The organism is Paenibacillus chondroitinus NBRC 15376, from assembly GCF_004000765.1.
Lineage (GTDB): Bacteria > Bacillota > Bacilli > Paenibacillales > NBRC-103111 > Paenibacillus_E > Paenibacillus_E chondroitinus.
In genome coordinates, this window is the sequence record NZ_BILW01000003.1 from 122,552 (window position 1) to 137,283 (window position 14,732).

Here is a 14,732-nt window from a genome sequence, read left to right on the forward strand (position 1 = left end):
AATAACAAAATAAGCTATGTTAAGTTCTCAAGTATTTCCCCGTAATCGAGTGCTCCGCATGGATAATCTGCTGAGGTGTTCCTTCGAACACCACTTGACCGCCATTGCTTCCTCCATCCGGCCCCATATCGATGATCCAATCCGCTTGACTGATCACATCCAGATTGTGCTCGATGACGATGACCGTATTACCAGCATCCACTAGTCGGTTCATAATCCCCAGAAGATGACCGATATCGGACATATGTAAGCCGGTTGTAGGCTCGTCCATCACATAGATGCTGCCCTTTTTATGCAGTTCGCTGGCTAATTTAATACGTTGGCATTCCCCGCCTGAGAGCGTGCTGAGCGGCTGACCGAGTGTAATATAGTTTAACCCCACATCACTCATTGCCTGGAGCTTGCGGACAACCTCTTTAAGCTCAAAAAACTCCAAAGCCTGCTCTACCGTCATCTCCAGCACTTCAGCAATGGATTTACCGTTCAGCTTGTAGGCAAGTACTTCTTCTTTAAATCTTTTCCCCCCACACACTTCGCATGGCAGCTTCACGCTATCGAGGAAAGCGAGGTCTGTGTACACAACACCTAACCCTTGGCAGTTCTCGCATGCGCCTTTGGAGTTGAAGCTGAACAAGCCTTGGTTCACCTTGTTTGCAGAAGCAAAAGCCTTGCGCACATCATCCATAATCCCCGTATACGTTGCGGGATTCGAGCGGGTTGACACGCCAACGGCCGATTGGTCGATGACGATGGCATCCGTATGCTCGCTGAGAAATATCTCGTTAATCAGCGTACTTTTGCCTGAACCGGCAACCCCCGTAACAACGGTCAGCACACCGGTTGGAATATCGACAGTCACGTTCTGCAAGTTGTGTAAGGAGGCATTCTTGATCGACAGCTGGCCGGATGGCTGTCTGCAAACGTGTTTCAGCTGGAGCGGCCTCTTCATATGCGTACCCGTCAGGGTGCCGGACGCCAATAGGCCTTGATAGCTGCCTTCATACATAATCGTACCGCCGCGGCTGCCGGCATGCGGCCCAACGTCAACGATATGATCTGCGATTTTAATCACATCCGGATCATGCTCCACGACGATCACCGTATTTCCCTTGTCCCGCAGCTTCTGGAGCAATTCATTAAGCCGGTGCACATCACGGGGATGCAAGCCAACGCTTGGCTCATCGAAGATGTACGTGACATCCACCAGACTACCGCTCAAGTGCTTTACCATCTTCACCCGCTGCGACTCACCGCCGGACAATGTGTCCGTCTCGCGATCCAGCGTCAAGTAGTCAAGCCCGATATCCACCAGATGCTGCAGCCGCTCCGTGAGCGACTTGACGACCGGTGCGGCAACCGCATCGTCGATTTCCCGAATGACGCGAATAAGCTGTCCGACCTCCATGGAGGAGAGATCGGCTATGTTGCGTCCATTGATTTTGCAATTCAGCGCAGCTTGGCTGAGTCTGGCGCCGTGACAACTGTAGCAGGTCCCTTCTGAAATGTACGGAGTTACAGCTTTCTGTGTGCGCTCGGACATCGTTTTCAAATCCCGCTTGATATACTTATTCGTGAACTTCTCGAAGACACCTTCCACTGTAATATTGACAGCCTTGCCGGCGAATTGCATCTCTACTTTCCTAGCTTTGCTGTACAACAGTTGATCCAGTTCCGCTTCCGAATAATCGCTCAGCTTCTTGTCGGGATCGAAGGCCCCCGTCTGGATAATCATCGACCAATCCATGCTGTTCACGGAATAATCCGGCAGCATAATGGCTCCTTCATTCAAGGACTTGGACTTATCCAGCGCTTTGCTTATGTCAATGCCCAGCCTGCGGCCAATCCCGTTACATTCAGGACACATCCCCTGCGGATCGTTAAACGAGAACATGTTGGATTGTCCAATAGGGGGTTGACCTACTCGGGAGAACAGAAGTCGGAGAATGGGAGAAATATCGGTAATCGTGCCCATCGTGGAATGAGATCCGCCGCCTAGACGCTTCTGATCCACAATAACAGCCATGCTCAAGTTCTCTATTGCGTCTGTATCCGGCTGCGGATAACGAGGGAGGAAATTCCGCACGAACAAGCTGAAATTTTCATTCAGCAGTCGTGTGGATTCTGCAGCTATCGTATCGAATACGATAGATGACTTGCCGGATCCGGATACCCCGGTGAAGATCGAGATCTTCCGCTTGGGAATGCGCAAGGAAACGTTCTTGAGATTATTCTCCCTTGCTCCTGAGATGACAATATACTCCTGGTGGAAATCGCTCATGCTAACATCCTTCCTATAGCAAAATTTTCTACCTATACACTCATTGTACCATTCTAAAAAATCAAAGGAAAAGTAAAGGTTACGATAGCAGCCCACAGTCCGTATATCGGCAAATATTTTGTGACCGCGTCCTGGACGACCCAAAGCCCTGTTTTATTTTGCAGAAAACGCATATAAGAGATCATAATCCATATTAGATTGGTCCAGACAAGGAGATTTACACCAAGAACAGCAATTCTGTTGGGCGTAATCCCATACGAAGACAGCCTGAACACAATGGCCGATAAAGCCACACTGTCTATGAGAAGCGCGAGAATAATCAGTACAAAATTCAGGTAATCCGAAATGTTCTTTTTCTCTTCCTTGCCACTCTCCGTAATGGAGAAAATGGTGACGGCTAATACGGCAAGGAGTATACCGTTGAAGGAAAGGAGAAAATCGCGATCCATGAATGGATTTTTCCCCACGGAAATCACCGTTACGAGATAGGCCACCAAGGTGACCAACACAAGAGGGCTAAAGATTTTTGCGATATATGGGGCAATATTCTTAGCAAGCTTAAGGTTTCTTGACACCAGATACGTTGCTACGATGGCGAGTGCGGCAGCTCCGAATAAGACAACGTTTTTAAAATAAAATTCCGCTATATCCATGCCCACAAAGCGAAATAACTGCATCGTTAATGCGGTTAGCAGACCTCCACTGATTGCCATAATGGCGTAGAGAATGCCAAATTCCCCATTAAATTTAAGATAAGCTAATCTTGCATTGCCTTTGCGGTAGTCATTTCCTGTAAACGCAAGCCCTACTAAGACCCATAAGAAAATGGGAAGATGGATATATGCCAAGACAATACTGTCGGTAGTTTCGAGGGGCAGCGTATTCAGATAAATGCCTGAGATGACGAATAGGCCAGTAAGGATATACAGAATATTTTTTCTAGGGAAATTATTGTATACGAAATAGGCGGCAACAAAAGGCAGTATGCCAAAAACAAGGTTCAAATGAGCTATGGTGTGCTGTTCAGCAAACAGGAAAATGAACCTGCTGACCAGTCCGGCCAAAATGGCTAGAATGCCCATGGAAATAAAATCCTTTTGGAACAAGGATGATTTCTCTGTATTCGCCGACTCCCTGAAATTCAGTCTTTCAAACCATATTGCGAGAACCTGCGAATCCGGGTTTAGTTCCCAAGCGTGTGTGAAAGATTTTCTGAAAGTTTCAGGATCTTTTCGAAACAGACGCTCCAATTCATGAGGGTTAGCCAGATTTTTAATAACCAGATTGCTAATCTCCATATCCGTCTTCCCCTTCCGTATCGCCGCCGCTTTGATATTCTAAAATGTCGCCAGGCTGACAGTCCAAAGCTTTGCAAATCGCTTCTAACGTTGAGAACCGAATCGCTTTGGCCTTCCCATTTTTCAGAATGGAGAGGTTCGCCATAGTGATGCCAACCCGCTCCGTCAGTTCGGTTACGCTCATCTTTCGTTTCGCCAACATCACATCAATATTGATAATAATTGCCACAGGGGTTCACCTCTCCTCAGACCGTCAAATCATTTTCAGATTTTATATCGATTGCCTCTTTCAAAAGCTTTTGAAGAACTGCTGCGAAAACAGCAATGACGAAGGAAGCACCTATCAAAACCAACCCGATCACAATGATGCCTGGCGCATCGTCTTTCTCCGCAATGAGATAAAAAAGCGGCAAGCCAATCACATACAAGCCACTGAATGTCATTGCACAGTATTTGATAATCTTAAGAGCTCGCACAGACAATTCCGAGAAAGCTGTACTCTTGTCAATATAGCCTAAAAGTTTAAAAGCTTGATACAGAGCTAAGTAAAAAGGTATCGCCGTGGCATACAAATCCATCATTACCAGAACATCCAAATAATCATGATCCGGATACAATTCTACAGCGTAGTTCGCTATCTTTGGCACCAAATAAATGCATAATGCCAGTACTGGGATTCCAATCAGAAATAAGACAATTTTTAAAAATAGGGTTGAGCCTCGTTTCATTACCATGCACCTCACTTCATTATTTTCGATTTTAATTTAACACATAGTTTATCGTTTTTCAATAAATAATTACCGATTATAGCTATATATTTATTCTTATTTTGAATTTCATCGGCGATAAATAGAAAAAGAGCACTCCTCATGACAAGGAAATGCTCTTTCGTCTTCCCTACTCTCCATCATCCATAGTTAGCTGTATATACTTCCAGAATTTTGGCATCCAAAGCCGTTCGATTCATTTTTTTAAGTCCTGCATGGATGACTTTGAGAGCTCTATCATTCAACTTTGCGCCGTCCCCAATCATGTCGAGATCTCCTTCATACTTCAGTCCCGCCTTGCTATCAATATCTACTTTCATGGAACTATCGTCGATAAAAGCCGGCAATGATAAAATATGAATAATTTTCGCCGGTTTCTTCACCGCCATTTTTTCTTTGTAACCATTGGCTTCGGCCCTGCTTTTCGTAATAAAGGAATGGCCTTTGCTCCACTTATTATAAGTGGCATTAGCTGCGGCGTTGTCACGGCCATGCGTGCTGATCCCTGATCCTTTTCCGCCCTTACTCGCTTTGATGCCTCCGGCAAGAATATCCGCTACATTTTCCTCAAACGTTGCGTGGTAGAAAATACAAGCTGCTAATACCGCTTGAATCGCTTGTTCAATGGCTCCACCAGGATCGGCAATAGCATCATTCTGCTGATTTTTTCTGGGGTTTAGGAAGATAGCTTTGAATGGCTCCCGATTGACGATGATTTCTGCCAGTTCCCTCTCGGTATGTTCTGTGTTCACATAATCTGCCATAGCATCCCTTATATTGCCCCCGTAGTTCGGCATGCCATCTTTCCCTTCGCTTCGATCCCTCATTTTCGTCCATAAAGCACTAAGCTTCGTATGCGTCCAGGTGACTTTGGTTTCATCATCAAGCGATCGTTGAACAAAAGTCCCTTGAGCTGTTTGCGGCGTAATACGCCTTTGAACCATAGTAGCCACAGCTTGATTGCCAATTGTGCGTTGAAGCAGCATCATTTGCGATAAACTCGACATAGATGTTGTATCCAAACTTAGTTGATCGGATGTTGTTGCAGCGTCCATGGATTTGCTAGTAGGACTAGACGTACTTGGTTGCCGCACCATATGTTGACTTCCCGCTGAACTCATGATCCATCCCCTTTTCACAATAAACATGCCATTTTATAGAAAATTATACCTTACTAATGACTTTTGTTCACTTATTTATTGTAGGTAAGAGGGGAATACTGGAGGGATCTGATTTTCAAGGAGTACACCTATGGAGTCCGCCGAAAAAATAACAGGAACGCAAATAAGTTTATTAATTTTTTCATTTGTAGCGCCTACTGTCATTCTTGTCATACCAGGCTTGATGTCGACAATCTCAAAGCAAGATGCTTGGATAACGATTCTCCCTGCGTTTTTGATCGGTGCATTAACAATTATGGTGATGACAACTTTATCGAAACGTTATCCGGGTCAGTCGATTATTCAGTACAGCTGTCAAATCATTGGGAAATGGCCTGGGAAATGTTTGGGATGCTACTATATTTATTCCTGGATCAATTTTGATTTCGTCATCCTGAATCAACACGTACAATTTATCAACACGGTTCTGCTGATGAGAACGCCTTCCATCGTGATTAGCCTAACATTGGCGATTTTATGCGGGATTGCCGTCTATATGGGGATCGAAGCTATCGCAAGAGTGAATGAGTCCCTGTCTTTGCTCATTCTTGTTTTGTTGATTCCTCTCTTGATTCTCATGCTTACGGAATCAGATCCGGAACGGCTGCTTCCAATTCTAGGCAAAGGAATCGTACCTGTCCTTCAAGGGTCTGTTTTTCCTACCGCTTACTTAAGTCAATTTTATATATTGGGATGGCTTATTCCATTTATGAATCAACCGAATAAAGCAACCAAAGCTTCGTTCATTTCTTTGTTTACCATCTCAGGCCTTCTCGCGATTACGATTATACCGCTCATTATGGTCTTTGGGCCGTTAACGAAAAAATTGACGTTTCCCGTGCTTAGCGTGATTCAGTATGTTGGTTTGAAAGGAAGCTTTGAACGTTTAGAGGCATTAGCGGTAGCTATTTGGGTTATGGGATGCTTTATCAAAATATCTCTAACTTTTTTTATCATCTGTTTAAGTTTAGGGCATCTTTTTAACATTAAACGATATAAGGACTTGGTCATCCCAATAACGATTTTGTCCGTGTTTGGTTCGATTTCAATTTTTGTCAATTATTCGACCGATTTGTCAAGTTATTTGAACTACACGTACCCTAGCTATGCCTTATTAACACATCTAGTATTACCGCTAGGCTTACTCTTGATTGATTCCACAAAAAGGCGTTGGAAGAAATCCGTTCATTAGCATTCAACGGTTTAGAATAAGCTTGCCAATCGGCTGAAATAACAAATTCAAAGGTGTTGTTGTGCTTGGAATATCAATATGGGCTGCCAATAGCGAGCCGAGAATCGTGCATATTCCCATCAAGCAGCCATATAAACCAGCCGTTACAGGCTGGTTTTTCTTAAGAAACATGCGAACTTTATATAACGTCCAACCCAACATGACAATAATAAAAGTTACGATTTGTAAGATCATTTTCTAAATCTCCTATTCATAGAAGGAAGAATGTACCATTCCCGCTCCTTTTAGCGCCAAATGTACTTCGATGGATATCTCCGCCTCTGGAAAATGCCTGTCCCATTGATCTTTCAAAGCCTCCCACTGGTTCGGGTTATTTTTATAAACTTCTTGGCCGAAGCCCACGCTGTCTACTTGATATTTCTTTTGTATTTTAGACAAAAAATCTTGTACTTGCTTTTTGGCCGCATCCTCCAGCGCCTTTTTAATTCGTTTCATATTGTCAGGATCCGTAATATCCAAAGCGGAAGTATTCTCAACCAAACTGCCTTGACCTTCCAGTTTGATTTTGAATTGTACCGAATCTTTCGCATTTTGCGTAATGATTTTACCTTTCGTATGGATGAGCATCATCCCGACTTCCCCTGAACTTTGAGGAACATTTGCCGTGATTCTGCCGTACTTCAGCTTGTCAGTCACCCACATGAACGCTAAAGTTTCATTGACATCCAATAACCCGGATAATTTGTACCCTTTAAATACACCGGCACCTGCAACCTTATAAATTTGCCTATGTTCATGATTGGAGTCAATCTCAGGTTCAATTAACCCGACGACGGGTTGAACCCCCTCACTATCGGATGAAATGAAGAAGTCCCGCAAGGTGACGGCAACATCATCTCCCGAAAGTTGCAATTCTTTGGCCACTTCACTTGGAATTTCTTTTAGAAGAGACTCCATCTTCCTCTCGTTCTTCCCATCCCCGTCTTTAACTACCATGATATAAGCCTTCAAACGATTCCTGGGGTCGTGCGTAAAGATATCCAATAAATTTTCCGTTCCATGTCTAGCTAAACGCTCACTAATAAATACAACGCTGCGGTGAGAGTAAAACAAGCTATGAGAGCTCTTCTTCTGCAGTTTTTGATGAACTTCATTGCCTGTTTTTCCTTCAGCAAATATGACATAAGAATTTTGATTATTGCTGCTCCCGCCACCGCTAACTCCGCCTTTGGAAGTTGTAGGCGCGGCGATTTGCAGATAACATATGATGTTCCCATTATCCGCAAGGTCAAGCGCAGTAGCCGTAACAAAAGCTATATCATTCATTTCCGTACGATCCCAACAACCGCTAAGGAAGAAGAATACAAGAAGAATGATATATTTGAATAAGCTCATCTCAATCCCCCCCAGTCCAAGTATCTCCTCAACTTCAGAATGGTTAATTCTGCTCCCCCTCTTGATTCGGCCTTATGGAGGGGCGGAATTTAGCCCAAATCGGAATCCGTATCAGGACATCTTTTAAAGCCGTTAGCTTCAGCGGAGCAACTGGCGAGAAATACAGACTTCCGAATGAACGAAGGTTGGTCACATGCAGCATAATGGCTAGAAGCCCTAGTACAATGCCGTAGAGGCCTAAAAACCCCGCTAAAAATAACATGGGAAATCGGAGCAATCGAATTCCGTTTGCGAAACTGTAACGTGGGATCGTAAAGGCTGAGATCCCCGTTATGGACACGATAATTACAACCGGCGCAGAAATGAATCCTGCTTGAACCGCTGCTTGGCCAATGACCAAACCTCCGACAATGCTTATGGCTTGGCCAATCTGTTTCGGCAGACGAATGCCTGCTTCTCTCAAGGCTTCAAAAATAATTTCAATTAACAAAGCCTCAACCATTGCTGGAAAAGGAACGGCATCCCTTGAGGAGGCAATACTTAGCACAAGATTGGTAGGGATCATCTCCTGGTGGAAAGTCGTAATGGCTACGTACATGGGAGGTGCGAATATGGCAAAAATAATGAAGAAAAAGCGAATCCAACGTACAAAAGTAGCGATTGGCCAACGGATATAATAATCTTCGCTTGCTTGGAGACCTGTCCAGAATGTCATCGGAACTACAATAACAAAAGGCGTGGTGTCGACAAGTATGGCTACTTTCCCTTCAAGTAATTCAGCAACCACCACATCCGGGCGTTCTGTACTATGGACTTGGGGAAATGGTGAATACGGTTGATCCTCAATAAATTCTTCTATATTCCCTGAGTCAAGAACACCCTCGAGCTTGATTGGCTTTAATCTTGCTTTTACTTCGTCAACGACGGTTTGGGATGCAATCCCTTTCAAATACGTAATGGCTACTCGAGTCTTGGAAAGCTCACCAAGGGTGATATACTCCATTTTTAACTTGGAAGTTTTGAGTCTGGCACGTATCAGGCTAACGTTGGTTGAAATATGTTCAATAAAACCATCCCTCGGGCCGCGTATAACGGGCTCGGACGATGCTTCATCAATACTTCGCTTGGATGTACCCGGAATCGAAACTGTCGTCACGATGCTGCTGCCCGTTGAAAGAATGGCTGCGTGGCCATCTAAAATGTTAGCAACGGCTTCCGACACTTTTGTCGTGCGAATTGTAGTCCCGATGGAGATCATTTCGCTTTTCAAATCGCCAGATTCCTTCGGATATGTATCACTTGTCAGACTCGTTAACAATGGCTTAATAACATTCTCTTCAAGTGTTGTTTTATCAATTAAACTCTCTATATAAACAATGAGCCAATGCACGTTCTGGTTAACATCTATCCTTCTGTAAACCAAGTCCGAACAGTCCTCAAACGTTTCTTGCAGCAACTTTTCGTTCTGTTCAATTTCCGCGGTGAATGGAGTAGAACTGTCTTCCTCCAGAAAGGAACTTTTCGTACCAGGAGGATATTTGTATGAACGAAATTTACCTATTTTTAACCAACTCATGCAAGATCCTCCTAGTCAGCACAATCATTGCTATTATGCCGAATCGAGCGAAACCTATGCGAAAAGTACTTACGGCGCCGCAGGAAGTGCAAAAAAAGACGAAGCAACCTCGCTGTTGCCCCGTCCCTTATTCTTATCTTGCTTTATTATACAAAGGATAATCGACTTTCGTCGGAATTTCTACGATAAACAAACGAAGCTTCTCATCCTCGGCGCGAATGTTCACTTCTACTTCTTCTTCAGTTTGTACAATAGCAAAGTCTTTGTTTGTAAAAGAAACGCGATTCGCTTCCGTAGTCCATAGGATACCAGATTTGCCGCGAAACGCTAAAGCTGCGAACGTACGGTTGGGCAATAGCCGATGAACGTACGTTGCCCCGGCCTCAACTTCGATATCGTACATGTTGACGTCGGTTACAAGCTTTTGAATCGGAGAACCTTCCCCTACTACCGTTTTCACGTTGATGCCATCGTGGGAACTACGAGGGAATTCTTCGTCATGGAAAAAGGTATACATCGGTTTACGATTCAACGCCTCTTGTAAATAAGGTTCCAACCAGATTTGAAAACCTTCGTATCCCGCACCGACGGTCTCTGCGTGTTGCATACCCGATCCGGTTTGCATTAACTGAACATCCCCTGCTTCAAGTGTACTCTCTGTGCCGAGCGTATCCCGGTGAGTTCCTTTTCCGTTGATACCGTAAGTTAGAATTTCAAAGCCTTGATGAGGATGAAAGCCGATGCCGCCTTCCTTCACCGCATGCCCCCATGACCAATAGAAAAGAGGTCCAAGCCGCACGGTAGCGGCTCCTTGGCCTGAAAAGCCTAGCGGCTTCTGCGCATATATCCTGCCTCCGTCGAAAGATTCTTTCCCTTGAAACTCAGGGCCTAGGATCTGTATGTTCATTGTAATCTCTCCCATCTATGCCAGACATAAATTGTTAATATTATATATAATATAAAAATAGGATATTTTCATTGATAAAAATGACCCTCTTTGTTTCAGTTAGAGGGTCGTTTTTGCGTCATACCAAAGATTATGACTTATTTTCATCTTCCTGTGCGGTTGCATTGCTTTGACGATTCTTAATGCCGTATCCAATTTTCTTAAGCAGGACAATGAGTTCATGCTTCTCTTCATCCGTCACAAAGGACAAATCGTCGGAGATCGCTTGGACATGCGTTGGAAAAATCGTATCAAAATAGCTTCGCCCTTCACTAGTCAACACCACATTCACCTTGCGGCGATCTCCTGGAATGGGAAGGCGTTCCACGAATCCCTTCTTCTCAAGCTTATCCACCACATAAGTGATACTCCCGCTTGGAATCGAGAATGTGTCACTAATTTTCTGTATAGGGTGCGGACCTTTATTGTATAGAAACTCAAGAATTTGGAACGTTTCGATGCTGAGATCAAAGCTATCAATGCTGCGTTCCATGCTGTCAAACAACTCTTTTACCATGTTTCTTATGACGCGTATAAGCCTTAAATCAAGCTCTATACCCTCTTTATCGCGTTCAGTCATACGTCAACCACCTTATCTTGCTTTCTTATACACAAGGATATTCGACTTCCTCAGGAATTTCAATTAGAAAAAAATCGAACGTCTTCTGCTTCAGCACTATTTGTAAGAAAAATTGCGTAGACATGTGCTCATATTTAACTTACTTCAGTTCAAAATAATAACAATAACAGCCAGGATGAAAAGAATGATTGGCATCATCGCTTTAGCAACTGGATCTTTCACGCGAACCAAGTGGACAAGAGCCGCAACAAACATGGTGATTGCCATAAGAATAGCACCGATCAAAGCATAAGGACTAACCCAAATACCAATAATAATGATAGCGGCCGACAACACTTCTACCAAACCAGTAAAAACTCTCATTCCCGACGATAACCGATAGCGCTTGAACTCGTCTACCATCTGTTTGCTGCCGAACTTCATGAAACCAAACAGCAGAAACCCGATCCCTAAAATAATTTGAAGCACGATGGACAAAATATGCATGTGAATCACTCCTATGAATAATTTGTATAACGTTAGTTATTCTATTATTAGAATATATATTAGTCAAGACATAATTTTAGAACTGCTTGAAAGAACAAAATAAGGAGATTGCCATGTGGCAATCTCCTTGAATTCTAGTCATCAGGCCAACTTTCCATCCGGTAAGCCATTTCCCAGAACATATATTCATACCGCGTCGTGTTCAGAAAAATCTCTTCCAGCCTATTGAGTTCGGCTTCCGGCTTCCCTTCGGCGAGCTGATCGAGCAGCCCGATGCACCACTGCGCTAACTCTCCGAATTCTTCCGAGCTGTACATCTTAATCCAGTCTCCATAATAGGAATGTTCGCTCGCTCCGGTCAATCGGCTTAGCTCCTTGCCAATTTCAGAATAACTCCACATACAAGGAAGCAGCGCCGCGGTTAACTCGGCTAACGATCCGTTTTGCGCCGTATGCAGCATATAATGCGTATAAGCCAAAGTAATCGGGGAAGGTTTGGCCTGTTCCAACTCCTCTTCCGTGATCCCGAAGCGAGCGGCATATGCCCTGTGAAGGGACATTTCTTCATTCAATGTGGAGTCCAGCAGAGCAGCAAACTTACCCATAACCGCCAAATCATCCGATTTGACCGCTCCTAACGCGAACAGTTTGGCGTAATCTTTTAAATACACATAGTCTTGAATCATATAAAAGCGAAACTTCTCCAAATCTAATGTGCCGTCTCCCATTCCCTGAACAAACGGATGGGCGTGGTTCCTCCGCCACACCGGTTGCAGTCGATCATATAAACGTTTAGAAAAAGTCATTGTCTTATCCCCTTTTTAATTAATCTAGTAGCCAAACAAAAAAACCGCTTTCTGATAGAAAGCGGCCGCGTTATGACAGGTACCCAAACGACAAACAACCACTTCCCTTCGCTAGCATTACCTAGATCAGGTGTAAGGGTTAAGACGAACGTCTTTCTCAGCTATAATAGCACCCCTAGTGTTCAATACGATTCAATTGTCTAGTCAAATCTTACCACAACCTGTTATTGCAGCCAATCCCCTACCATGCCTGAAATCTCCCACTGTCCATCTGAACGGCCCGCCAGCACGATAGAGTTGCCTTGCAGGTTGGTTCCAATCAGGGTCTTTCCTCCTGCGGGTGTCAGAATCGTCTTCCCCGGTTGTGTTTGCAAATTAAGCCGATACGGAGCTTCCACAAAAAATGTGTAAGTGACGCTGGCTTTCGCTGTTGGCAGCAGCAAGGTGACCTCAGCGGATGCGCCAGCATTGGTGATTTTGAAGCCTATGTAATCAAAAGTGACGGATCCGGAAGAAGGATACGCTTGAATAGGCAGAGGCTGTTTGATGGCATAGATATCCTCGGCTGAGGGGTCAATGGCATAGAGCTTTTGGCCTCCGCCTTTGACGGAGCAGCCTAAATAGGAGACGTTCCGCAGCAATTCTGCGTTGTTTTTCTTTAACGAGAATCCACGCTTAATCAGCGGAACCTGACGCGTATCTACGGATTCGCAATCCCTATAAACCGCGTTTCCGATCGCGGTTCTTACCTGCGACGGCACCGTTGTGAGGATGAACGAGGAGCCATAACCATAAGGGTCTTCCGGCTGGTTAACCGTGTTACAGTTTATCGCCCGGCACCGAATATAGGAGCGCTTCGCGCCATCGGCCGAGAAAGATAAGTCCGAAAATCCGGCGTACTGCTCACTTTCCGCGATACAATCAATCAATTTGATCTCGCCTTGTACGGCTTTCGTGCCATCTCCACCATAATTCATGGAGAAACCAAACGAATTCCCTTTCGTTTTGCACTTATCAAACACGATATCGATGGGCTCACTGGCAGCTGTTGGTTTCAGCAAAGTGACCAGGAATCCCCTGCCCGTATTCCCATCCGCCACACATTGGATGAAGCGGATATTTTTCAGCAAATCAAGTTGACCATTCGGTTCAATGTCGACTCCGCTTTGCGGAGCTGTTCCCTTCGTGCCCGAGAAGCGGCAGTCCTCCACAGTGAGACCGTCTACGGAGATTACAGAGAGTCCTTGTCTTCGGTTATTATCCGCGCGGCAATTACGAAGCACAATATTCCGGCAGAAACCTACCGTCGATTCGAAATAGCCGATATAAAAGCCATCTCCACCGCTGTCATTCGCATTGATATTCTCAATAACAATATTCTCCGAACCGCTGATGTCAAAAATATGAGCTTGTTCGCCTGTTGTATACGCCGCCTTGTTCATACGTAACGTTGAGCCGTTTCCGTTGATATACACGTCTTTAACGGTTTTGATGCGAATCAATCGTTCGTAGACTGGCCCTACTTTACTCAGTGTATCTACTGCTTGTATGACGGTCCCCGGCTCGAATTCAATCGCAATTTGACTTGGAATAAACAATTGGCCTGTTAAATAAAAGCCAGTTCGCTGCTTGGGAATAAACAATTTGTGACCGGACGCGGTATTTAGCGCTGTCTGTAAGGCCTGCGTGTCATTCGTTACGCCATCTCCTTTGGTGCCGAACCAAGAAGCAAGCAGCGTATCCCCGTAAATCCGCTTGAACCGCTTGCCGTTAGTGGACACAAGTACGGTTCCCGTGTTATCTACGGATGTAGTGTCGTTCGGGTCATATCGGAAAAAGCCCTCCTGCATCTCGTTCGTTACGTAATAAGCGAGCGTAGGATCAGGTTCGAGCTCGACTCTCAGGTCCTCCAACTTAACTGCGATGCAGAATTTCGTGTCCAGAATCTCAAGCAGCTCGGTTTTTCGTTTTTTAATCGCCATGCCATATACAGAGCTTGTGACGGATTGGTCGCTGGCAAAGGCGGTAGACTGACCTGCTACCTGCCATAATCCGCCGGAAACAGCAGCAATTCCTCCTATCCCTAGCGTGGCCAGCAATTTCCTGCGGCTAATTAATGGCTCTTTATGTCCTTCCCTCTCCGCTGCTCCCTCTGCGTCCACCGGAGCAGCCGCTTCTTCCATTTCTTGCGATTGGTTAGATTGTTTAGACATAGCTGTAGTCACTCTCCTTTTCCCGATGCGGGCCA

The 14,732-nt window shown here is 44.8% G+C and carries 14 protein-coding genes and 1 riboswitch; of the genes, 1 reads left to right on the plus strand and 13 read right to left on the minus strand.

Annotated features, from left to right (window positions below):
• Positions 1–19 precede the first annotated feature (19 nt).
• The 5 genes from PCH02S_RS05140 to PCH02S_RS05160 all read right to left on the minus strand — a co-directional run bounded on the left by PCH02S_RS05140 (position 20) and on the right by PCH02S_RS05160 (position 5,464).
• Positions 20–2,278: an ATP-binding cassette domain-containing protein gene (locus tag PCH02S_RS05140; RefSeq protein ID WP_127450725.1), complete on the minus strand. Its 2,259-nt coding sequence runs from the start codon at positions 2,276–2,278 to the stop codon at positions 20–22.
• Positions 2,279–2,331: 53 nt separating this feature from the next.
• Positions 2,332–3,576 (minus strand): DUF4153 domain-containing protein, encoded by a 1,245-nt coding sequence (locus tag PCH02S_RS05145; protein WP_127450727.1) that lies wholly within the window; start codon positions 3,574–3,576, stop codon positions 2,332–2,334.
• On the minus strand, positions 3,566–3,805 hold the full coding sequence (locus PCH02S_RS05150; RefSeq protein ID WP_127450737.1) for a helix-turn-helix domain-containing protein: 240 nt from the start codon (positions 3,803–3,805) through the stop codon (positions 3,566–3,568). The genes PCH02S_RS05145 and PCH02S_RS05150 overlap by 11 nt, the downstream gene beginning before the upstream one ends.
• A 16-nt stretch (positions 3,806–3,821) precedes the next feature.
• Positions 3,822–4,304 carry a DUF2975 domain-containing protein gene (locus PCH02S_RS05155; RefSeq protein WP_127450739.1) on the minus strand — a complete coding sequence of 161 codons (483 nt, stop codon included), beginning with the start codon at positions 4,302–4,304 and terminating at the stop codon, positions 3,822–3,824.
• 179 nt (positions 4,305–4,483) lie between these two features.
• Positions 4,484–5,464 (minus strand): hypothetical protein, encoded by a 981-nt coding sequence (locus PCH02S_RS05160; protein ID WP_127450741.1) that lies wholly within the window; start codon positions 5,462–5,464, stop codon positions 4,484–4,486.
• Between the two features lie 130 nt (positions 5,465–5,594).
• On the opposite strand from PCH02S_RS05160, the gene PCH02S_RS05165 reads away from it, so the two are divergent.
• Positions 5,595–6,695: a GerAB/ArcD/ProY family transporter gene (locus PCH02S_RS05165; RefSeq protein WP_127450742.1), complete on the plus strand. Its 1,101-nt coding sequence runs from the start codon at positions 5,595–5,597 to the stop codon at positions 6,693–6,695.
• A 3-nt stretch (positions 6,696–6,698) separates the two neighbouring features.
• Here the strand turns inward: PCH02S_RS05165 and PCH02S_RS05170 are convergent, their stop codons facing one another.
• The 8 genes from PCH02S_RS05170 to PCH02S_RS05205 all read right to left on the minus strand — a co-directional run bounded on the left by PCH02S_RS05170 (position 6,699) and on the right by PCH02S_RS05205 (position 14,697).
• Complete coding sequence (locus tag PCH02S_RS05170) at positions 6,699–6,929, minus strand: hypothetical protein (protein WP_127450744.1); 231 nt, start codon at positions 6,927–6,929, stop codon at positions 6,699–6,701.
• Positions 6,930–6,941: 12 nt separating this feature from the next.
• Positions 6,942–8,090 carry a Ger(x)C family spore germination protein gene (locus PCH02S_RS05175; protein WP_127450746.1) on the minus strand — a complete coding sequence of 383 codons (1,149 nt, stop codon included), beginning with the start codon at positions 8,088–8,090 and terminating at the stop codon, positions 6,942–6,944.
• A 43-nt stretch (positions 8,091–8,133) separates the two neighbouring features.
• Positions 8,134–9,666 (minus strand): spore germination protein, encoded by a 1,533-nt coding sequence (locus tag PCH02S_RS05180; RefSeq protein WP_127450747.1) that lies wholly within the window; start codon positions 9,664–9,666, stop codon positions 8,134–8,136.
• 133 nt (positions 9,667–9,799) lie between these two features.
• The gene (locus tag PCH02S_RS05185; RefSeq protein WP_127450749.1) at positions 9,800–10,573 is read right to left on the minus strand and encodes a pirin family protein; all 774 of its coding nucleotides are present in this window, start codon (positions 10,571–10,573) and stop codon (positions 9,800–9,802) included.
• A 130-nt stretch (positions 10,574–10,703) separates the two neighbouring features.
• Positions 10,704–11,192 (minus strand): MarR family winged helix-turn-helix transcriptional regulator, encoded by a 489-nt coding sequence (locus PCH02S_RS05190; protein WP_127450751.1) that lies wholly within the window; start codon positions 11,190–11,192, stop codon positions 10,704–10,706.
• Between the two features lie 144 nt (positions 11,193–11,336).
• The gene (locus tag PCH02S_RS05195; RefSeq protein WP_127450752.1) at positions 11,337–11,678 is read right to left on the minus strand and encodes a DoxX family protein; all 342 of its coding nucleotides are present in this window, start codon (positions 11,676–11,678) and stop codon (positions 11,337–11,339) included.
• Between the two features lie 134 nt (positions 11,679–11,812).
• Positions 11,813–12,484 carry a thiaminase II gene (gene tenA, locus PCH02S_RS05200; protein ID WP_127450754.1) on the minus strand — a complete coding sequence of 224 codons (672 nt, stop codon included), beginning with the start codon at positions 12,482–12,484 and terminating at the stop codon, positions 11,813–11,815.
• An 86-nt stretch (positions 12,485–12,570) separates the two neighbouring features.
• Positions 12,571–12,671, minus strand: a riboswitch (TPP riboswitch).
• 37 nt (positions 12,672–12,708) lie between these two features.
• A complete protein-coding gene (locus tag PCH02S_RS05205; protein WP_164819451.1) occupies positions 12,709–14,697 on the minus strand; it encodes a right-handed parallel beta-helix repeat-containing protein in 1,989 nt (662 codons plus the stop codon).
• Positions 14,698–14,732 lie beyond the last annotated feature (35 nt).